This window comes from Thorsellia anophelis DSM 18579 (genome assembly GCF_900111395.1).
Classification (GTDB): domain Bacteria; phylum Pseudomonadota; class Gammaproteobacteria; order Enterobacterales; family Thorselliaceae; genus Thorsellia; species Thorsellia anophelis.
The window spans coordinates 1-20,730 of sequence record NZ_FOHV01000002.1; the positions used below are offsets into that span (position 1 = coordinate 1).

General features: G+C 36.5%; 16 protein-coding genes and 1 rRNA gene. 13 read left to right on the forward strand and 4 right to left on the reverse strand.

The annotated features are described in order from the left end of the window. Positions 1–203: 203 nt before the first annotated feature. The 3 genes from rrf (at position 204) to BMW37_RS01235 (ending at position 2,970) form a co-directional block, all read left to right on the forward strand. A 5S ribosomal RNA gene (gene rrf / locus BMW37_RS01225) occupies positions 204–319 on the forward strand. 580 nt (positions 320–899) lie between these two features. After that, positions 900–1,691, forward strand: coding sequence for a cytochrome C assembly family protein (locus BMW37_RS01230; RefSeq protein WP_093316972.1), 792 nt, complete (start codon positions 900–902; stop codon positions 1,689–1,691). Between the two features lie 10 nt (positions 1,692–1,701). Next, positions 1,702–2,970, forward strand: coding sequence for a CNNM domain-containing protein (locus BMW37_RS01235; protein WP_093316975.1), 1,269 nt, complete (start codon positions 1,702–1,704; stop codon positions 2,968–2,970). Positions 2,971–3,173: 203 nt separating this feature from the next. Here the strand turns inward: BMW37_RS01235 and recR are convergent, their stop codons facing one another. The 4 genes from recR to apt all read right to left on the reverse strand — a co-directional run bounded on the left by recR (position 3,174) and on the right by apt (position 6,979). Next, positions 3,174–3,779, reverse strand: a complete 606-nt coding sequence (recR, locus tag BMW37_RS01240; RefSeq protein WP_093316977.1) for a recombination mediator RecR — start codon at positions 3,777–3,779, stop codon at positions 3,174–3,176. 84 nt (positions 3,780–3,863) lie between these two features. After that, entirely contained in the window at positions 3,864–4,193 is a 330-nt protein-coding gene (locus tag BMW37_RS01245; protein ID WP_093316980.1) for a YbaB/EbfC family nucleoid-associated protein, read from the reverse strand. Positions 4,194–4,275: 82 nt separating this feature from the next. Then, on the reverse strand, positions 4,276–6,390 hold the full coding sequence (dnaX, locus tag BMW37_RS01250) for a DNA polymerase III subunit gamma/tau (protein WP_093316983.1): 2,115 nt from the start codon (positions 6,388–6,390) through the stop codon (positions 4,276–4,278). Positions 6,391–6,424: 34 nt separating this feature from the next. Further along, positions 6,425–6,979, reverse strand: a complete 555-nt coding sequence (apt, locus tag BMW37_RS01255; RefSeq protein ID WP_093316986.1) for an adenine phosphoribosyltransferase — start codon at positions 6,977–6,979, stop codon at positions 6,425–6,427. A 525-nt stretch (positions 6,980–7,504) separates the two neighbouring features. Between apt and BMW37_RS01260 the strand changes: the two genes are divergently transcribed. The 10 genes from BMW37_RS01260 (at position 7,505) to BMW37_RS01305 (ending at position 20,563) form a co-directional block, all read left to right on the forward strand. Beyond that, positions 7,505–8,827, forward strand: coding sequence for an efflux RND transporter periplasmic adaptor subunit (locus BMW37_RS01260; protein ID WP_093316989.1), 1,323 nt, complete (start codon positions 7,505–7,507; stop codon positions 8,825–8,827). Positions 8,828–8,937: 110 nt separating this feature from the next. Continuing rightward, a complete protein-coding gene (locus BMW37_RS01265; RefSeq protein ID WP_093316991.1) occupies positions 8,938–12,096 on the forward strand; it encodes an efflux RND transporter permease subunit in 3,159 nt (1,052 codons plus the stop codon). Positions 12,097–12,242: 146 nt separating this feature from the next. Beyond that, positions 12,243–13,016, forward strand: a complete 774-nt coding sequence (locus tag BMW37_RS01270; protein ID WP_093316993.1) for a phosphatase PAP2 family protein — start codon at positions 12,243–12,245, stop codon at positions 13,014–13,016. A gap of 303 nt (positions 13,017–13,319) precedes the next feature. Further along, positions 13,320–14,663, forward strand: coding sequence for a Na(+)-translocating NADH-quinone reductase subunit A (locus BMW37_RS01275; RefSeq protein WP_093316995.1), 1,344 nt, complete (start codon positions 13,320–13,322; stop codon positions 14,661–14,663). A gap of 2 nt (positions 14,664–14,665) precedes the next feature. Continuing rightward, positions 14,666–15,829 carry an NADH:ubiquinone reductase (Na(+)-transporting) subunit B gene (locus BMW37_RS01280; protein ID WP_218139437.1) on the forward strand — a complete coding sequence of 388 codons (1,164 nt, stop codon included), beginning with the start codon at positions 14,666–14,668 and terminating at the stop codon, positions 15,827–15,829. After that, positions 15,822–16,649, forward strand: a complete 828-nt coding sequence (locus BMW37_RS01285; protein ID WP_218139438.1) for a Na(+)-translocating NADH-quinone reductase subunit C — start codon at positions 15,822–15,824, stop codon at positions 16,647–16,649. The genes BMW37_RS01280 and BMW37_RS01285 overlap by 8 nt, the downstream gene beginning before the upstream one ends. Then, entirely contained in the window at positions 16,649–17,329 is a 681-nt protein-coding gene (locus BMW37_RS01290) for an NADH:ubiquinone reductase (Na(+)-transporting) subunit D (RefSeq protein ID WP_093317000.1), read from the forward strand. The genes BMW37_RS01285 and BMW37_RS01290 overlap by 1 nt, the downstream gene beginning before the upstream one ends. A 2-nt stretch (positions 17,330–17,331) precedes the next feature. Next, entirely contained in the window at positions 17,332–17,940 is a 609-nt protein-coding gene (nqrE, locus tag BMW37_RS01295) for an NADH:ubiquinone reductase (Na(+)-transporting) subunit E (protein ID WP_093317002.1), read from the forward strand. Positions 17,941–17,950: 10 nt separating this feature from the next. Then, complete coding sequence (gene nqrF, locus BMW37_RS01300; protein WP_093317005.1) at positions 17,951–19,174, forward strand: NADH:ubiquinone reductase (Na(+)-transporting) subunit F; 1,224 nt, start codon at positions 17,951–17,953, stop codon at positions 19,172–19,174. Positions 19,175–19,399: 225 nt separating this feature from the next. Next, positions 19,400–20,563, forward strand: coding sequence for an extracellular solute-binding protein (locus BMW37_RS01305; protein WP_093317008.1), 1,164 nt, complete (start codon positions 19,400–19,402; stop codon positions 20,561–20,563). Positions 20,564–20,730 lie beyond the last annotated feature (167 nt).

Consider the following 20,730-nt stretch of genomic DNA (forward strand, 5'->3'; position numbering starts at 1 on the left):
CGCCGATGGTAGTGTGGGGTCTCCCCATGCGAGAGTAGGACACTGCCAGGCACCAAATAGCGTGTTAAGTATAAGACTTTAGAAATAAAGCAAGTTGCGTAAAGATAAAAATAAAAAACGCATATTAAAATAAAAATAGACCTACAATCATGTAGGTTTTTTGCTTTGAGCATGAATAATTTTGCTTATTGCACACAGAATTGCTTGGCGGCAATAGCATTGTGGACCCACCTGACTCCATACCGAACTCAGAAGTGAAACGCAATAGCGCCGATGGTAGTGTGGGGTCTCCCCATGCGAGAGTAGGACACTGCCAGGCACCAATATAGTAACATTAAAAAGCCCTGTTTATGCAGGGCTTTTTAATGTTATATCCCACAAAAATATCATCTCAGTAACATCTCAGTAAATAAGTTGGCTAAAAGCTTTGGTGCGTGTTGAATCAAAATTCAGCGTATTCTCAATTTTATTTGTTTACTCTAAATAGCCAACAATAGCTCAATTAGCAATTTATCCTAATATATACCATTTTAAAATGTTTAATATTTTGGATTTTAATTGAAAATTATTATATGCAACTAAATGTTGTTGCTTGATTCCTATCATTAGTTCTGGTTTGATTGTCTATGAAATTTTATGGCAAGAGATTTGAAATGTTTGATTAGAAGTCCTACTTGATTAGATAAAATAAGTTATAATTAATATGCATCAACAGAGATATTAAGTCATAACGTTTAAATGATTAACCTAATTTTTTATTTACATAGCTTAAGTAAAAATTTATATCTTATGGGCAGCCTTTTGTGACTATGTGATAAGATGAAGCATAATATCGTTAGTGTTTAAAATTTACTGGCTTAAATTAATTGGGAATAAAATAAGGAGTCTGCATTCATAAAATGAATAGTTTGATACCAACAATAATTGCTTTGCTCGCTTATATTGCTAGTATAGCATTGATATTGCCTTCAATTTTAAACCCTAAAAGTTATTATCGATTATCAGTATGGATAACAACGGCCATTGCACTGATTGCCCATGCTAGCCATTTATATGAGAGAGTTTTTCCGCTGAGCCTAAATGGTGTTGAACTTAGTTTACTTAATCTTGGTTCAGTTGTTAGCGTGTTTATTTGTGCTGCGATTATTAGCACTGCTTGGCAAAATAAAGGGTGGCAGCTTTTACCAATTGCGTATAGTTTTGCACTTATCAATCTTATTTTAACTGCTTTTTTTCCAGAAAATATAGCAAAACAACTAGAGTCAAATCCTATATTACTTATTCATATTGGTATGGCTCTTCTAGCGTATAGTACTCTTTTTATCGCGAGTTTGAATGCAACATTTCTTGCTTGGATAAATTATCGTTTAAAGCACAGAAATTTACCACTAGGCCACAGAATTCCACCATTAATGCAAATTGAAAGACATTTTGTCAGTACAACGCAAATTGGTTTTAGTTTTTTAAGTGTTACTTTGCTAGTTGGATTTATTTATTTACCTGAACCTTTTGGGATACTGAGCCTGCATAAAACACTATTATCGTGCGGCGCTTGGTTTGTTTATGGCAGCTTAATTTCTGGGCATTATTTATTTGGCTGGAGAGGTGTCCGTATTGTCAGACTCAGTTATCTTGGTATTATATTGCTTTCATTTGCCTATATTGGTAATCGTCTTATAATAGGATATTAAAGGAGTAATTTTGGCTTTTTTATCTACCCCTGCATCACTTATATTAATCATATTACTTTTAATCGCCTCAGCATTTTTTTCATCTTCAGAAACCAGTATTTTAGCGATTAATCGTTATCGACTTAAGTATCTGGTTAACGAGGGACATAAAGGTGCATTACGTGTTGAGCAATTGCTTAAAAAACCTGATGAGTTAATTAGTTTATTACTTATTGGTAATAATATAGTTAATATCTCAGCTTCTGTTATTACAGCTGATTTAGGGCATCGAATATCAGGCGACCTTGGTGTGGCCATTGCAACTGGATGTCTGACTTTTATTATCCTGTTATTTGCTGAAATTATTCCTAAAACTTTTGCTGCAGCGTATCCTGAGAGAATTGCATTTCCAGCTAGTTTTCTTCTTATCCCTCTTCGTTTAATTTTATTGCCTTTAATTTACGCACTCAATATTATCAGTCGTTTTTTATTAAAAATGTTTGGTATTCATGACGTAGGGATAGGCAATAATGCTTTAACAAGTGAGGAGTTAAAATCCATTGTTAATGAATCCTCCGAAGAATTACCTTCGAAAGATCAATCGATGCTATTATCGGTATTAGATCTTGAACATTTAACAGTTGGCGATGTGATGAAACCTCGCTATGAAATCGTTGGAATTAACATTAATGAGGATTGGAAAACGATCCTTAAGCAGTTAACACATTCGCCTCATGGGCGTATCATTCTATACCGAGATTCTTTAGAAGATATTATTGGCATATTAAGGGTAAGAGAAGCTTATCGCTTAATGGCTGAGAATGATTTTGATAAACCCTATTTATTAAGAGCAGTTGATGAAAGTTATTATATACCAGAGAGCACAACATTAAGTCAGCAATTAATTGCATTCCAACAACATAATAAGAAACTTGGATTAGTTGTTAATGAATATGGTGATATTACAGGATTAATTGCTGTTGAAGATATTCTTGAAGAAATTATAGGAGAGTATACAACCTCAATGTCTCCTTCTATTAATGAAGAAGTTAAACTTCAAGAAGATGGTTCTATTTTACTTGATGGTGGAGCTCATGTACGAGAAATTAATAAAGTCTATCAGCTAGCGCTTCCTATTACAGATGCAAAAACAATTAATGGATTAATTTTAGAAACGTTAGAAGCTATTCCTACAGTAGGTCAAATTGTTACAGTGGGTTCTTATGATTTTATTATTGAACAGGTAGAAGATAATAGAGTCAAGTGGGTAAAAGTAATTAAGCTAGATGTGTCACATTAAGAGTGTTTGATTAGCATTTAAATCATGATGATTTGAAAATATACCGCTAGCTAATAGGAGTGCGGTATTAACCCTATAATTTTTTATTTAAGTCTTAAATTTAATTAGAGATAGTTGCTGCATTTAAAACTGACGAATTTTGTCAGTATCAAGCAGAATATATCGATGCTGATAACATTTAAGCACATTTTTTAGAGGGATTATTATCGGTTCATTTTAATTCTACCGGCAAAAGAGTGTGATAAGGTCATGCTATCTACCATTTCAAGTTCTCCGCCAATAGGGATACCATGAGCAATACGAGTCGCACTGATACCTTTTGACTCACACATTTGTGCAATATAACTTGCAGTAACTTCTCCTTCAATTGTTGGATTAGTCGCCAAAATAATCTCTGAAATGGTTTCTTCAGTCAAACGTTCGGCAAGCCTATCCAACCCTAAGTCAGCAGGACCTATTCCATCTAATGGGGATAAATGTCCCATTAATACAAAATATCTGCCAGAGAATTGCCCCGTTTGTTCAATTGCATGGATATCTGCAGGTGTTTCTACGATACAAATTTGCCCATTTTCTTGCCTTTTTGGATTTTTGCAGATATTACAATGGCTTTGTTCTGTGAAAGTGTGGCAGTCTTCACAGTGCCCAATTTCATTCATTGCTTGTAAAAGTGCATTTGCTAGCCGTAACCCACCAGCTCTATCTCTTTGTAATAGATGAAAAGCCATTCTTTGTGAAGACTTAGGACCAACACCAGGTAAACTGCGTAATGATTGCATTAAATGTTCAAGAAGGGGGCTTGTTTGCATAAGTGTTTAATATTTTTGATATAGATAAAGTGCCTTTATCTATGAGTAAAAGATTTAAAGGCACGGTGATTTCGTTAAAATAAATTAGAATGGAAATTTCATTCCTGGTGGAAGCTGCATGCCACCTGAGATGCTTGCCATTTTTTCTTTTTGTGTCTCGTCAATACGTCTTGCTGCATCATTAATCGCTGCAGCAATTAAATCTTCTAGTAATTCTTTTTCATCTTCCATTAAACTTTGATCAATTTCAACACGTTTACAGTTATGTGCACCATTTAAGGTCACTTTCACCATTCCAGCACCAGATTCTCCAGTGACTTCTAACTGAGCAATTTCCGCTTGCATTTGTTGCATTTTTTCTTGCATTTGTTGTGCTTGTTTTAATAAGCCGCCCATGCCTGCTTTACCAAACATTGTATCTCTCCTAATTGCATGATTGAATTAAATGTGATTAACTAAATTTATGAAGGATAATCACGGGTACTAGTATACTATATCAAATTGGTTTAATACTTTCTTCATCAATTTTTGCGTTAAAAGCCAGGCAAAGCTTTTGTAGATGTTGATCGGCTAGAATCGATGTTTTTGCTTGTGCCAATAATTCTGCATAGACGGCATGTCTATGCTCATAAGGTGTTAAGAGTGCTTTATTATCTTCTTCATATAGAGATAGCTCAATGCTTTCATCAAAATAGATGCTAAGCGCCTCTTCTAATTTTTGCTTATTTCCATTATGTGCTAAATGTTTGTGGGTAGAGCGGTACCCAAGTTTAATTTTATTTTCTGTTTTAGCATATAACGTGTTCAGAGCAAGTTGTTCAACTAGTTTAGTAACTTTTAGTTCAGGGATAATTTTAGCCCATTCATCTCTTAGTATCGATGCTTCAACTAGTTTATTTTGTAGCTCAGGTGTTTTTTCTAATTCTAATGCATCTTTAATTTGTTTAACGGTTGTTTTTGATTCAATGTTGTCAGAAATTACTTGAGCCCGCCATTGGTAGTTATTAGCGTCATTTTCATCACTAGTGTTTTCTTGTTCTCCTTTAGTTTGGCTAATTATTTTTTCATGGTGCTTTAGTTTCATTTCCAAACTTAGATCATTAGCACTAGACAGGGTAGTGTCAATTGAAGCGTCTGGCAATTTTTTGGAAGCAACAGGATTAGCGCTTTCTATGTGATTCTTTCTAGTTTGATATTTAGCGGCATCTTCAGCCGCTTTAAACTTTTTTCCATCAATTTGCTCTTGTTGTTGCCTAATTTTTTCACGAGCTTGTAAGAGTGCCGAGGTGGGAGAATTAGGAGCGATTACATTTGCTTTAGAAGGACTGATTTCTTGTGTATTAGTCGGTTCTCTAACTGGTAGCTGGTTATCTGATAGTGTTGTTGAACTTTGTGCCGATTCTTTAGTTGCTGGAGCGGTTGTTAGTTGTATAACTTGAGGCGCTGTACTAGATTGGTTTATTTTAGAATTAGATTGAGATTCACTACTAACCATTGTAGTTATTTGGGCTGGTGTAACCGCTTTTTGTGGATGGAAAGCTAAAGCTCTTAGTAGGGTCATTTCAACGCCCATTTTTGGGTCAGGGGCATAGGGTAATTCTTTTCGGCCTACTAAGATAATTTGATAAAATACCTGTAAATCTGTTGGCGAAACAATCCTAGCCAAATCTCTTAATTTTGCTTCATTGTGCTGATGCTGAGGTTCTAATGCACCTGGTAGTAATTGTAGTAATGCAATTTGATGAAAGAGTGCCGCTACTTCAATTAATACATCTTGCCAAGCACCACCTTTTTGGCTGATGAGTTTGATTTGTTCAAAGACGACTTCCGGTTGGCCTCTTATAATACTTTCAGCAATTGTCATAGGCTGCTCATCGTCTAGCATACCTAGCATTTGTATGACAGTTTCAGTGGTGACCTGATTATTACCACTGGCAATCGCCTGATCAGTTAGACTAAGTGCATCACGCATACTCCCATCAGCTGACCTAGCAAGCAATTGAAGAGCTTTAGAGTCAAATGGAACGGCTTCTTTTGTGAGTATATATTCAAGCTGCTGGGTAATTTGACTAATATCCATTGCCCGCAGATTAAATTGCAAACATCTTGATAAAATTGTGATGGGTAATTTTTGGGGATCGGTTGTGGCTAGCAAAAATTTGACATGTGCAGGAGGCTCTTCAAGAGTTTTGAGGAGCGCATTAAAACTGTGTCGCGAGAGCATATGTACTTCATCTATTAGGTAAACTTTAAATCTACCTCGGACAGGTGCATATTGTACATTATCTAATAAGTCTCGAGTATCTTCTACTTTTGTACGAGATGCAGCATCGATTTCTAACAGATCAACAAAACGTCCTTGTTCAATTTCAAGGCAATTTCCACACTTGCCACATGGAGCATCAGTAATCCCTGTTTCACAATTAAGACCTTTAGCCAGCAAGCGAGCGATACTTGTTTTACCAACTCCCCTTGTTCCAGAAAAAAGGTATGCGTGGTGTATACGCCCTAGTTTTAATCCATTCGCTAAAGCAGCAAGTACATGTTCTTGACCAATCACTTGGCTAAAAGTTTGAGGTCGCCATTTTCGAGCTAAAACTTGGTAACTCACGCAAAACTCCTATAATTATGATGGATTATTTTGATTAATGCCCATCAAATTCTGTTAGGCAAAAACAAGGCACACCTAATGCTTCTAAGCGTGTTTTTCCACCTATATCGGGCAAATTAATAACAAACGCAGCGCCTATGATTTCAGCGCCAGTTCGCCTGACTAAATTGACAGTTGCACTGACAGTTCCACCTGTTGCTAATAAATCATCAACGATAAGTACTTTATCAGTTGAAGTCAGCGCATCAACGTGAATTTCTAATTTATCTGTACCATATTCTAGTTCATACTCTTCACTAAAGGTTTCGCGAGGAAGTTTGCCAGGTTTGCGTACAGGAATAAAGGGTACATTTAATGCAAGTGCAAGAGGAGCTCCAAATAAAAATCCTCTAGCTTCTGCGCCAAGTATTTTTGTCACCCCTTTATTTTGATAATGTTCTTTAAATAAATTAATTGTTGCTTGATAAGCACTTGGGACTTCTAATAAACTGGTAATATCACGAAATAATATGCCTGTTTTAGGATAATCAGGAATGGTTTTGATCGTTGATTTAATCAGATCAATGGATTCGGCATACATATTAAGCATCTCCTTGTTGCTATTAAATAGTATTAGAATAAATATAAAATTTAATTATACTCAAAAATAAATAGATAATCCTTATAGATTTTAGAAAATCTCTAACGGTAAGCAATTATTTGGCTTACGGTATAAGAAGTATTAACATCAGATTTTTGCTTATACTACATGTTAATTTTTGATTACTGGTGTTAAAAAGTGATAGCAAATTGCAATAGGTAAACTAAACCACGAAAGCGGTTTAATTTATAGGGATATGAAAGTAAATGCAATCGACTTATGGCAACAATCTGTCTAAAATCAGAAAAAACTACTTTAAATCAATTGATTCTTAATTATATTTTATAGTGAAAAAAATATAAATATTTTTATTTTCAATTTGTTAGTTTGTTTTTTGTGAATATTACCGTAATGAAACATTTGTATCAAAGTCTCAATTGGTTATAATCAACTATATATTGTACTTTTATACTGAAATTCTAGCATTATGAATGGACGTGGGCTCTCTTTTTTATCTTCTGTTGAGGCAAATACATGCGTAGTAAGAGTAAATCTCACACATTAAAATCAATCTTTCTCATGACAAGTGTCTTAGGAATGAGCTTTGTATTATCAGGTTGTGATTCGAAAACTTGGTGTCAAATTAAAGCTGCTGTTGGCATCGTCAATCAAGAACAATGTACTGCAGCTGTTATAAAAGCAAATGCAGGTCCTGAGGTAGGTGTTTTTACACTTAAAGCACAGCCTTTTACATTAAAAAGTGAATTACCAGGACGAGTGCTTGCTTATCGAACTGCAGAAATTAGACCTCAAGTTAGTGGTGTATTATTGACGAGGCATTTTGTAGAAGGGACGGATGTTGAACCAGGAGTATCATTATATCAAATCGATCCTGCACCTTTTGAGTCTGCTGTAAGAAGTGCTGAGGGTAATTTAATTGCAGCAAAAGCCAGCGCAGATATTGCGAACATTACTGTAAATCGATTTCAATCTCTTCTCGGAACTAATGCACTTAGCCGACAAGATTTCGATAATGCATTAGCAACAAAACGCCAAGCTGATGCGGCAGTTAAGCAAGCTGAAGCATCTCTTGAAAATGCTAAAATAAACCTTGAATATACCAAAGTGAATGCTCCAATTGGGGGGAGAATTGGTCGTTCTAATTTTACTGAAGGTGCGCTAGTGAGTACGACGCAAACAACGCCACTTGCGACGATCAATCAATTGAATCCTGTTTATATTGATATCCCACAATCGAGTAGAGAGTATCAATATTTAAGAAATAAAATTATTACGGGTAACTTATCAGCTGAGGATAAAACAGTTGTACAATTAAAATTAGAAAATGGTGAGATGTATAATGAATCAGGTATTATTAGTTTTTCTGATATTGCAGTTAATCCTTCGACGGGATCAATTACGTTAAGAGCTGAGTTTCCAAATCCTAATTTGACATTACTTCCTGGCATGTTTGTTAATACAGTTATTGAGGAAGGGGTGATTAAAGACGCAATACTTATTCCACAGCAGGCAGTTCAAAGAACACCAACAGGGCAAGCTGCAGTGATTGTTGTAACACCTGAAAATACAATTGAAAATCGTATCGTGACCGTAGATAGGGCAGATGGTAACATGTGGTTGTCAACTGACGGCGTAAAAGCTGGAGAGAGGGTGTTAGTTTCAGGTCTAGCTAGATTACAGTTTTTGTCACCTGATAATCCATTTGTATCTCCAGTGGAAGAGGATCCAAACGCACCAAAACCGACTTCTGCACCTGATGCAAAAAAAGCTGATGTAGAGCAATCAGACTCTAAAAAAGATGACAATGAGCAAAGCTCAGAAAATAAAAGTGAATAATCTTGAATTTGAATGAAGCTGTACAGTAAGATTATTACTAAAAAATGGTGAAAAATCGATCATTCTGGTCATAAGTTGATAACCATCACACATCATAGGATTTAGCAAGTATGTCTAGTTTTTTTATTGACCGCCCGATATTTGCATGGGTACTTTCCATTATCACCATGCTTTTTGGTGCATTAGCGGTTGTACAATTACCTGTTGCGCAGTATCCACCAATCGCGCCTCCAACGGTTAGCATTGCTGCAACGTATCCAGGGGCTGACGCTGTTACAGTAGAGAATACGGTAACTCAGTTGATTGAACAAAATATGAATGGGTTAGACAATTTTCTTTATATGAGTTCAACGAGTGATTCAGCAGGTAATTCAGCTATTACGCTTACATTTGAAAATGGAACTGATCCTGATATTGCACAGGTACAAGTACAAAATCAATTGCAACGCGTCACTTCTTTATTGCCTCAAGTTGTGCAGCAACAAGGAATAAATGTATCTAAATCTGGCGATGCTATGATGATGGTTGTTGGTTTTATTTCAGTTGATGGCAGCATGAATCAAGATGATATTGCAGATTACATTAGTTCTAATATATCAGATCCATTAAGTCGTGTTTCAGGTGTTGGGAGCATTACTCAATTCGGTTCAAGATACGCAATGAGAATTTGGTTAGATGCTGATAAATTAGTTGCTTTTAATCTTACAACTCAAGATGTTCTTAATGCAATAAGAATTCAGAATAATCAAATTGCTGCAGGTCAATTAGGCGGGACACCTTCAGTTCCAGGCCAGCAACTCAATGCGCCAATATTAGTACAATCATTACTATCCACTCCTGAAGAATTTGGAGAGATAAGATTAAAAGCTGACTCAGATGGTTCTACAGTAAAACTTTCTGATGTTGCTAGAATTGAGTTAGGTGGAGAAAATTATAGTATCATCGCTCGTTTTAATGGAAGTCCTGCTTCTGGGGTAGGGGTTTCACTTGCAACAGGAGCTAACGCACTTGATACAGCCGCATTAGTACGTGAAGAGCTAGGCCGATTAGAGAGAAATTTCCCACCGGGATTAAAAATTGTTTATCCATATGATACCACTCCTTTCGTTAAACTCTCCATTAAGGAAGTAACGAGAACACTAATTGAAGCGATTATTCTTGTTGTGTTAGTTATGTATTTATTTTTACAGAATGTGCGAGCAACATTAGTTCCAACAATTGCTGTGCCAGTAACGTTATTAGGTACATTTGCAGTCCTCCATGCATTTGGCTATAGCGTGAATACCCTAACTATGTTTGCTATGGTCCTAGCCATAGGCCTTTTGGTGGATGATGCGATCGTTGTTGTTGAGAATGTTGAAAGGCTTATGCTAGAAGAGGGCTTATCTCCAAAAGAGGCAACTAAAAAATCAATGGAGCAGATCCAAGGGCCAATCATTGGTACAGCATTGGTTATTATCGCCGTATTTATGCCAATGATGTTCTTTGGAGGTGCAACTGGGGAGATTTATAGGCAGTTTGCTCTGACGATTATTGCGTCCTATACCATATCAACTTTTGTTGCACTGATTTTGTCTCCTGCAATGTGTGCTTTGTTACTTAAAAAGCCACAACATGTCGATTTCAAAGATCAAAAAGGCTTTTTTGGATGGTTTAATCGTGTTTTTGAAAAAAATACGAATCATTATACCGGCAGTGTAGCTATGATGATTCGTAAGGTAAAACGTTTTGCGGTAATTTATTTAGTTTTAGTTGTAGGTGGCTTTTTACTCTTTACCAGCATTCCTAAAGACTTTCTGCCTCCAGAGGATCAAGGGATTTTATTGGCAAGCGTGCTTATGCCAACTGGTTCAACTCAGGAAAGAACACAGGCTGTTTTAGAGGAAATTAATGAGTATTTTATTACCGAAGAAGCTAATAATGTTGAAGCGGTATTTACTGTAAATGGATTTGGTTTCGCAGGAAGAGGTCAAAGCACAGGGATTATTTTCTTAAGGTTAAAAGATTGGAATGAAAGACAAGGTGCGCAAAATACGGCGCAAGCTATTGCAAATAGAGCCAATGCAGCATTATCTAGAATTCGTGATCCATTGTTTATTTTTACAACTCCTCCCCCTGCTATTATTGAGTTAGGAACGGCAACGGGCTTTACTATGCAACTTATGGATGCGAGTAATATGGGGACAGAGGCGTTATTAGCCATTCAAAGTCAGATATCAGCAGCAGCAAATGCAACGGGTAGGGTAACTGAAGTGCGTGCTCAGTCTCTTCCACCAGCACCGCAATTTAAGCTGAATATCGACCAAGATAAAGCGCTCAATTTAGGTTTATCTCTTGCAGATATTAATACGACCTTAACAACCATTTTAGCAAGTACTTATGTTAATGATTTTATTGATAGAGGAGACGTTAAAAGGGTAATGGTTCAAGGTGAAGCACCTCAAAGAATGTTACCAGAAGATATCAATAATTGGTATGTGAGAAACAATCAAGGTGAAATGATCTCTTTTTCTGAATTTTCTACTTCAAGCTGGCAATTTGGTCCTCAAAGATTAGAAAGATTCAATGGTAATCCTTCTATTCAAATTACAGGACAAGCAGTTCAAGGGGTAAGTACAGGACAAGCTATGGATATTATGACTGAGATAGCAAATCAACATCCAGGAGTTGAAGTTGCATGGAGCGGAATGTCATTCCAAGAGCAGTCAGCTGGTAATCAATTGCCGGCATTATTTGGTCTAGCAACTATCATGGTATTTTTATCGTTAGCTGCGCTTTATGAAAGTTGGTCAATTCCATTTGCTGTTATTCTCTCTGTTGCGTTAGGGGTGCTTGGAGTGGTACTAGCGACTTACTTTAGAGGCTTAACGAACGATGTATACTTTATCGTTGGATTGCTGACAACTATAGCTTTAGCGGCAAAAAATGCAATTTTAATTGTTGACTTTGCTAAAGAGGGAATGGAAAAAGATAAAATGTCGTTATATGAGGCAACGGTTCATGCAGTTAAGGTGCGTTATCGTCCTATTATTATGACCTCTCTTGCCTTTATGCTAGGGGTTATTCCTTTAGCTATCAGCACTGGTGCTGGTTCAGGCGCTCAAAATGCAGTAGGGACGGCCGTGCTTGGCGGAATGATAAGCTCAACGTTACTGGTTATTTTCTTTGTACCTGTCTTTTTCGTTATAGTGAGGCTTGTATTTGGTACAAAAAATACGAAACAGAATGAGCCTGGACAGAGTATAGCGCTCGAGAAAGAATTAAAGTAGCTTTATGTTTTAAAATAGATGAATAATAGTAAAAGGCGCTTAGGCGCCTTTTACTATTATGGTTAATGTAAAAAAAATATAAAATAGCAAGAGCTAATAAATTTTTGCGTATTATAGGAAAAATTAACTCAGCAAGGATGGAATAAATGCACCAATATAAATTATATCTCTATACAATACTTTTTATGTTTACAATTCCTTTATTAGGCTGGTACTTTAATTGGGAATTATTGGAATTAACACAAAATAATGGATGGTACACTCATTTAGATGGTCGATTTGAACATTTTTCTGTATTTGTATTATTTTTATTTACAGAGTCAGTCTCTTTTCCTTATGGGATTATCACTGCGTTCTTCTTAACGATTATTATAGCAAGATTGCTTAAACTCACGTTATTTCAAACTTGTTTACTTTTAGTAGTCACTGCATCAGCAATTATTTTTGGATTAGGCATAAAGTCACTTATTAAACATATTACAAGTGAACCTAGGCCCTATATGCTATGGCTTGCAAATTTATCTACTTCGGTAAAATTAGATTTAGCTCAATACTATGCATTGACTGATAAAGCTGCTCAACAAGCCTTATTAAAAAGTATCATTGAACAGCCTTTTTTTGAACCTTGGCATATTCCATCATGGTTGGCAGATCATTGGATTAGAGATAGAGAGTATAGCTTCCCATCAGGTCATACTTTTTTTGCGAGTTTTTTCGCTTTACTGACCGCTGGATTATTAAAAAATAAATCAAATTGGTTAGTTGGTTTACTGATTTTTTGGGCGATGGTAGTGATGTTAAGTCGTTTGTTACTTGGAATGCATCGCCCAATTGATTTAATTGGTGGGGTGATCATAGCTTTGATCGTCTCTTTAGCTGCTTTATGGCTAATGCATAAATTTATCATCGCAAGGAGTTAAGAGGATAATTTATTCAGTACTCGCGTTTGATTTAGAAATATTTAGTTACAATAATGCCTATAAATTGCTATTTTAATGTAAAGATTCCATTATGAGCATGATAAATTATTAAAAATGTGGCGTTGATAGTGTAACATTTGCGTAAATTGTTTTACTATTTATAGGTTGGCATACTTACCTAATTATTTAAGGTCAGTTATTTCGTCTGTGTTATAGTTTGCATGCGACGCAAAATTTTTGATGTCATATGCGTGTGAACTAATAACACATTTTTCATTTACTGGTTATTTACAAAGGCTTTGTATGATCCGTATTCAAAGAGGTTTAGATATACCCATAGCTGGTATACCAGAGCAAAATAGCATTGATGCTAAATCGACAACGCAACAAGCGATTATCGGATTTGATTACCCTGGATTGAAACCTTCAATTTTAGTTGAAGTTGGGCAGCAAGTTAAGCTAGGTCAATCGTTATTATTAGATAAAAAAAATCAAGGGGTTGTTATAACTGCTCCTTGCGCTGGAAAGGTAATTGCTATCAATCGTGGTGAAAAACGTATTTTCCAGTCCATAGTGATAGAGTCTGAATCATTAACTGAGAATAATACCATTGTATTTGAATCATTTGATGATATCACGGTACTTAGTGAAACTAAAATTCGTGAGCAATTACAACAATCTGGATTATGGTCGGCGTTCAGGACTCGACCGTATAGTAAAATTCCTGCAATTGATGCTAAAGCGAATTCAATTTTTGTTAATGCAATGGACACTCATCCTTTAGCAGCCGATCCTCAGGTGGTGATAAAACATTACCAAGCTGATTTTGATAAAGGCCTTGCTGTGATTGCTAAATTAGCTCCCGTTAATTTATGCGTCGCTTCGAAAGTGTCAGTCACGCAACAAACAATCAATGGGGTCAGCACTCATGAATTTTCAGGTCCTCACCCTGCCGGTTTAAGTGGTACTCATATTCATTTCATCGATCCTGTCAGTGCTAATAAGACAGTCTGGACTGTAAACTATCAAGATGTGATTGCGATAGGAAAATTAATGACAACCGGCCGTTTATGGACGGAGAGAGTCATTAGTTTAGCTGGCCCAATTGTTAAGCGCCCTAGATTAATGACGGTGCCTGTTGGTGCCTTTCTTGATCAAATCATTCAAAATGAACTTAATCATCCCCTTGAAAAATCTAGAGTGATTTCAGGTTCGATACTAGGGGGGCGGCATGCAACTAATGCTTTTGCCTTTTTGGGCCGCTATCATTTGCAAGTGAGCTGCATTGCTGAAGCTGAACGTCCTGAAATATTGGATTATGTCAGACCAACTGGTGAACGTTTCTCGGCAATGAATTTGTTTTTCTCCAAATTATTTAAGCGTAAACTTAATTTAACAACGAATACTGAAGGCGAACCGCGTCATATGGTTCCTTTTGGGAATTATGAACTGATTATGCCATTAGATATTTTACCAACCCAGCTTTTAAGGGCACTGATTATAGGTGATACCGATATGGCACAAAAACTAGGGTGTCTTGAGTTGGATGAAGAAGATCTTGCGCTGTGTAGTTATGTATGCGCGGGCAAGTATGAGTATGGTCCAATTTTACGCGCACAACTTGCCCGTATTGAAGTGGAGGGATAATTGTGAGCTTCTTAAAAGATTTAATTTATTCTAATGCAACTGAAAAGTATCTTAGAACTAAAACAACTTCTCATGTTAGAGATGGTGTTAGTTTAAAAAGAGCGATGACTTGGGTATGTTTATGGACTATCCCAGCTGTTTTCTTTGCTTGGTGGAATGTCGGTTATCAGGCTAATTTAGTTTTTGATGCCAATCCTCAGTTAATTAGTGCGCAAGATAATTGGCGCATTCCTCTTCTTAACTTCTTAGTGGGATTTGATCCAAACAATTTTTTTGCAAATGTTGTCCACGGTGCGCTTTATTTCTTTCCGATATTTATCACGTGTTTAGCAGTCGGTGGAATCATTGAAGTTACTTTTGTGAAAATGAGAAATCATCTTTTGCATGAAGGCTTCATGGTGAGTGCGACGTTATTCACTCTAAGTGTTCCTCCGACGATTCCCCTTTGGATGGTGGCTGTTGCAATCGCTTTTGGGGTAATTGTGGGTAAAGAAGTTTTTGGTGGAACTGGAATGAACTTCCTAAACCCAGCATTAGTCGCTAGGGCGTTTTTATTTTTTGCTTATCCAACTAGTATGACTGGTGATAGCATATGGATTGCAGCGCAGGTTAATGAAACAGTGCAAGGATTCTCTGGTGCGACACCACTCGCATTAGCACAAGTAGGCGGTGTTGCGGCTATAGAAGCAGGTAACTTTACCTGGTTACAAGCATTTTTAGGTTTCATGCCAGGATCATTAGGCGAAACAAGTACGCTAGCTCTGATGATAGGAGGACTGGGTATCATTGCGATGCGAATTGCATCTTGGAGAATTGTACTGAGTGGATTTATTGGCCTAATTGCTATGAGTTACTTTTTTAATTTGATTGGTTCATCAACTAATCCTATGTTTGCGATGCCTTGGTATTGGCATATGGTATTAGGTGGATTCGCACTAGGGATTTTCTTTATGGCAACCGATCCGGTTTCTGCCTCAATGACAGATACTGGAAAATGGGTTTATGGTTTCTTTATTGGGGCATCAGTTGTCTTTTTGAGAGTGCTCAATCCAAGTTTCCCAGAAAGTGTCATGTTAGCCATATTATTAGGTAACTTATGTGCCCCGCTGATTGACTATTTTGTGGTTAAAGCCAATATCAAACGTAGGAGTATTCGTAATGGCTAATGAAACAGATATTAAATCTCAAGAAACGCCATTTTCAATTATGCGAGCTGCATTTATTATCTGTTTGATTTGCTCGGTAATTGTTTCTGCAGCTGCAATTTTTTTAAATGAAAAGCAAGCTGAAAATAGACGTATCGATAGACAACGTAGTATTTTAGAAGTGGCAAGATTAATCGAAGGTAGAGCGACGCCTGAACAAATTAATCAAATTTATAATCAATTTGTACAGCCAAGATTAGTAGATTTACGCACTGGTCAATTTACTGATGAATTATCAGTAGAAGGGTTTGATGCGTTAATTTTAGCAAATGATCCTAATCGTTCTTTTAGAGTGCCAGCAGAAAAAGATATCGCTAATTTGAGCCGCATTGAAAATTTTAGTTTAGTGTATTTGGTATTAGATAAAGAGCATAATCTAGATAAGCTAATCTTACCTGTTCGAGGGCCTGGTCTGTGGGGGCAAATTTACGGGTTTTTAGCCATTGATGGCGATCTTAAAAAAGCATCAAATATTATCTTTTATAAACATGCTGAGACGCCTGGTTTAGGAGGAGAGATCGAAAACCCACGGTGGCGTGATCAATGGAATGGTGTGGTATTATTTAATGAATCAGGAGAGGTTGTGATCGATGTAGTTCAACAACGCGATCCGAATTCAGCAGTTGCTAATCAACAAATACAAGGGCTAGCTGGGGCAACGTTAACTAGCCATGGTGTACGTAATTTTGTTCAATTCTGGCTCGGGGATGCTGCATTTGGTCCTTTTATTGCAAATCTTAGAGCAATGAGTTCAGACGATATTGTGAAAGGAGTGAACTGATGGCTGCAAATTCACAAAAACCGACAATTTCAAATGTAATCACTTCGCCTATCGTCAATAATAATCCGATTGGGTTACAAATTTTAGGGATATGTTCAGCATTAGCTGTTACGTCAAATTTGCAAACTGCTATGGTTATGTCGATGGCTTTAACATCGGTTGTAGCATTCTCAAGTTTTTTTATCTCACTTATCCGAAATTTTATTCCAAACTCTATTCGAATGATTATTCAGATGGTGATTATCGGTACGCTTGTGATTGTTGTTGACCAAATATTGCAGGCCTATGCGTTTGAAGCATCTAGGCAGCTCTCTGTCTTTGTTGGATTAATCATTACGAACTGTATTGTGATGGGAAGAGCTGAGGCATTTGCCATGTCTAATCCGCCTGTCATATCTTTTTTAGATGGATTAGGAAATGGGCTTGGTTATAGTGCTATGTTATTTGTTATTGGCGCTATCAGAGAGTTATTTGGACGGGGAAGTTTGTTTAATATTACGTTATTATCGCCTGTTAATGAGGGGGGATGGTATGTGACTAATGGCATGATGCTATTGCCACCTTCTGCATTTTTTATTATTGGGTTGATTATTTGGGGTATTAGAACATTTAAAAAAGATCAAGTTGAGGAAAACATCCATAAGCTTGCTTCACAGACATCTGGTCAGGAGGGGCAATAATCATGGAACATTTGATCAGTTTATTTGTTCGGGCAATATTTGTTGAAAACTTGGCTTTAGCCTTTTTCTTAGGGATGTGTACATTTATCGCCGTTTCTAAGAAAGTAGAAACGGCATTAGGATTAGGGGTGGCAGTTGTAGTCGTGCAATCGATTACTATACCTATTAATAATCTTATTTATAACCATGTTCTTAAGCAAGGTGCGTTAGATTGGGCTGGATTTGGTGATGTTGATCTTAGTTTTTTAGGATTGCTTGTTTATATCGGCGTAATTGCCACACTTGTCCAGATGCTAGAGATGTTATTAGATAAGTTTTTCCCAAGTTTATATAATGCATTAGGAATTTTCTTACCTTTATTAACCGTAAACTGTGCAATTATGGGGGGAGCTCTCTTCATGGTTGAACGCCGTTATAACTTCACTGAAAGTGTGGTATTTGGCGTTGGGTCAGGAATATCTTGGGCGCTTGCAATTGTTCTACTTGCGGCAATTAGAGAAAAATTAAAATATAGTGATCCACCTGCTGGTATTAGAGGGTTAGGCTTAACATTTATCACCATTGGTCTGATGTCGTTAGGTTTTATGGTCCTTTCTGGCGTTCAAATCTAAGGGGAATCTTATGCTAAGTGAAATATTAATTGCTGTAATTGTATTTTTAGTTTTGATTTTGTCTCTTGTTGCAATTACGTTAATTGCCCGGTCAAAATTAGTTCAAAGTGGTGATGTGAGCATCACCATTAATGGCGAAAAAACGATTACTGTGCCTGCTGGTGGAAAATTATTACAGACATTGTCTAGTAGCAATATATTCTTATCATCAGCATGCGGGGGAGGCGGAACTTGTGCCCAATGCCGATGTGTCGTTAATTCTGGTGGTGGTGAGATATTACCTACTGAAGAGAGTTATTTCACAAAATATGAAATTAGGGAAGGATACCGTTTATCTTGCCAAACACCGGTTAAACAGAATATGGAAATACGAGTTCCAGAAGAAGTTTTTGGTGTGAAAAAATGGGAATGTACAGTTGTTTCTAATCCTAATGTGGCGACATTTATTAAAGAATTGACGTTAGCTTTACCTGAAGGTGAGGATGTTAACTTTAGGGCAGGGGGGTATGTTCAATTAGAGTGCCCACCTCATACTGTTAACTACAAGGATTTTGAGATAGAAGAAGAGTACAGAGGAGATTGGGATAAATTTAATCTTTGGCGCTTTGTGTCAAAAGTTGATGAAACGGTTATTCGTGCTTATTCAATGGCGAACTATCCAGACGAAAAAGGCCTAGTTAAGTTTAATATCCGAGTTGCAACGCCTCCGCCTAGACAAGATCATTTACCCCCAGGACAAATGTCTTCATGGGTATTTAGTCTGAAACCTGGTGATAAAGTGACTGTCTATGGTCCGTTTGGTGAGTTCTTTGTCAAAGATACCGAAAATGAAATGGTATTTGTTGGTGGGGGAGCTGGTATGGCGCCTATGCGCTCTATGATATTTGATCAATTAAAGCGCTTAAGCACAACCCGGAAAGTCAGTTTTTGGTATGGTGCACGCTCACTTCGAGAAGCATTTTATGTTGATGAGTTTGATAAATTACAAGCTGAAAATCCGAATTTCACTTGGCATTTAGCATTATCGGAACCTTTGCCTGAAGATAACTGGACAGGTTATACCGGTTTTATCCATGACATATTGTATAAAAATTACTTAGAATCTCATGCAGCACCCGAAGATTGTGAATTTTATATGTGTGGACCACCTATGATGAATGCCTCGGTAATTAACATGCTAACTAACTTAGGTGTTGAATCTGAGAATATTATGCTAGATGATTTTGGCGGCTAAGATTTAACATTTTGATTTCTAAAAGCCTATACTTAACCGTATGGGCTTTTTTTATGCTTAAGTTTGGCTAATCTTTAGTAAGTTGTTATCTGCTATAGATTCAGTTTTAATCAAGTTAATTGTTTTATTTTGTAACATAAAGGTAAAGCTAATTGTGTTTTTGTAAAAATGGAATATTTTAATAGATGACATTTAATTGAATGACTAATTTATGGGGATATAATTATGCAAGGAATGCAAATTGATCGGTGTATTTTTAAAAAATGGTACAAAATATATTTTGTTATATTTATTATGGGTCTGAGTAGCCTTAACTCTGTTAATGCTAATGAAAAACGCCTTTTTATTTATAATTGGTCTGATTATATTTCGCCAAAAGTACTTGAGAATTTTGAGAAAAAAACAGGTATTTCAGTTGTCTATGATACCTATGATTCTAGCGAAGAACTAGAATCATATATTATGACAATGCCTCCTAAATATGATCTTGTTGTACCCTCTTCGACTGTTTTAGCAAAAGGAATTGATGCACATTTATACCAACCGCTTGATAAAACTAAATTACCTGATTTTTACAATAATCTTGATCCAAATATTTTAGAGCTAATTGCAAATGACGATCCTGATAATCAGTTTGCGTTACCCTATATGTGGATTTCAACAGGAATAGGCTATAACTCAGATAAAATAGAGGATATTTTAAAGCGCAATTTACCTAAAAACCCTTGGGATTTAGTCTTTGATGTGAATAGCGCAAGAAAATTAGCCCAGTGCGGGATTGCTTGGTCAGAATCTCCATCTGAAATGGTATCCCTTGCACTAAATTATCTTGGATTAGATCCAAATAGTGCTGTACCTGAGGATTATGTTGAGGCAGCAAATTTACTTCGAACAATTAGTCCGTATGTGAAATACATCGATTCTGCAAAGTTAATAGAAGATCTTTCAACGGGTAAGGTGTGTGTTGTAATTGGCTGGAGTGGTGATATTTACCAAGCAATAGATAAAGCACAAAAGAATGATGATGGAATCAATATTGAGTATAAAATCCCAACAAAAGGTGCATTTGCTTCTTTTGATGTATTTGCAATGACGAGTACAGCTGAAAATGTTGAAGAAGCCTATACATTTTTGAATTATTTATTAGATCCCCAAGTCATTGCTGAAATAAGTGACTATGTATTTTATGCCAATGCGAATGTCCCAGCTAAAAAATATATGAACAAAGAATTAGTTTCAGATAACAATATTTATCCACCTCAATCGGTTTTAGAAACCTTATATACCCTGGAATTAAAGTCCCCAAGAATTGAGCGTGCAATTCAGAGGGTATGGCGTGACTTATTAGACTCAAAAATTAAAATGGGTCTAGTGAATGATTTCAGCTAGGATATCAGCAATATCGGTGTACACTCTTGTCCAATAAGAGTGTGCAGATATAAGATCCATGCTATGCAACCAAATGCATTTTTTAAAATAGAGAAACTGACATTACAGATATGACATTGTTATCAATTTTGCCTAAGCTGAAAAGGTCTAGTTAGGCTTAAAATTGA

What these genes read in the sequence shown, in the direction of transcription:
- BMW37_RS01230 (WP_093316972.1), top strand. Translation starts at nt 900, where the DNA reads ATGAATAGTTTGATACCAACAATAATTGCTTTGCTCGCTTATATTGCT.
- recR (WP_093316977.1), bottom strand. Translation starts at nt 3,779, where the DNA reads ATGCAAACAAGCCCCCTTCTTGAACATTTAATGCAATCATTACGCAGT.
- BMW37_RS01245 (WP_093316980.1), bottom strand. Translation starts at nt 4,193, where the DNA reads ATGTTTGGTAAAGCAGGCATGGGCGGCTTATTAAAACAAGCACAACAA.
- apt (WP_093316986.1), bottom strand. Translation starts at nt 6,979, where the DNA reads ATGCTTAATATGTATGCCGAATCCATTGATCTGATTAAATCAACGATC.
- BMW37_RS01260 (WP_093316989.1), top strand. Translation starts at nt 7,505, where the DNA reads ATGCGTAGTAAGAGTAAATCTCACACATTAAAATCAATCTTTCTCATG.
- BMW37_RS01265 (WP_093316991.1), top strand. Translation starts at nt 8,938, where the DNA reads ATGTCTAGTTTTTTTATTGACCGCCCGATATTTGCATGGGTACTTTCC.
- BMW37_RS01270 (WP_093316993.1), top strand. Translation starts at nt 12,243, where the DNA reads ATGCACCAATATAAATTATATCTCTATACAATACTTTTTATGTTTACA.
- BMW37_RS01275 (WP_093316995.1), top strand. Translation starts at nt 13,320, where the DNA reads ATGATCCGTATTCAAAGAGGTTTAGATATACCCATAGCTGGTATACCA.
- BMW37_RS01285 (WP_218139438.1), top strand. Translation starts at nt 15,822, where the DNA reads ATGGCTAATGAAACAGATATTAAATCTCAAGAAACGCCATTTTCAATT.
- BMW37_RS01290 (WP_093317000.1), top strand. Translation starts at nt 16,649, where the DNA reads ATGGCTGCAAATTCACAAAAACCGACAATTTCAAATGTAATCACTTCG.
- nqrE (WP_093317002.1), top strand. Translation starts at nt 17,332, where the DNA reads ATGGAACATTTGATCAGTTTATTTGTTCGGGCAATATTTGTTGAAAAC.
- nqrF (WP_093317005.1), top strand. Translation starts at nt 17,951, where the DNA reads ATGCTAAGTGAAATATTAATTGCTGTAATTGTATTTTTAGTTTTGATT.
- BMW37_RS01305 (WP_093317008.1), top strand. Translation starts at nt 19,400, where the DNA reads ATGCAAGGAATGCAAATTGATCGGTGTATTTTTAAAAAATGGTACAAA.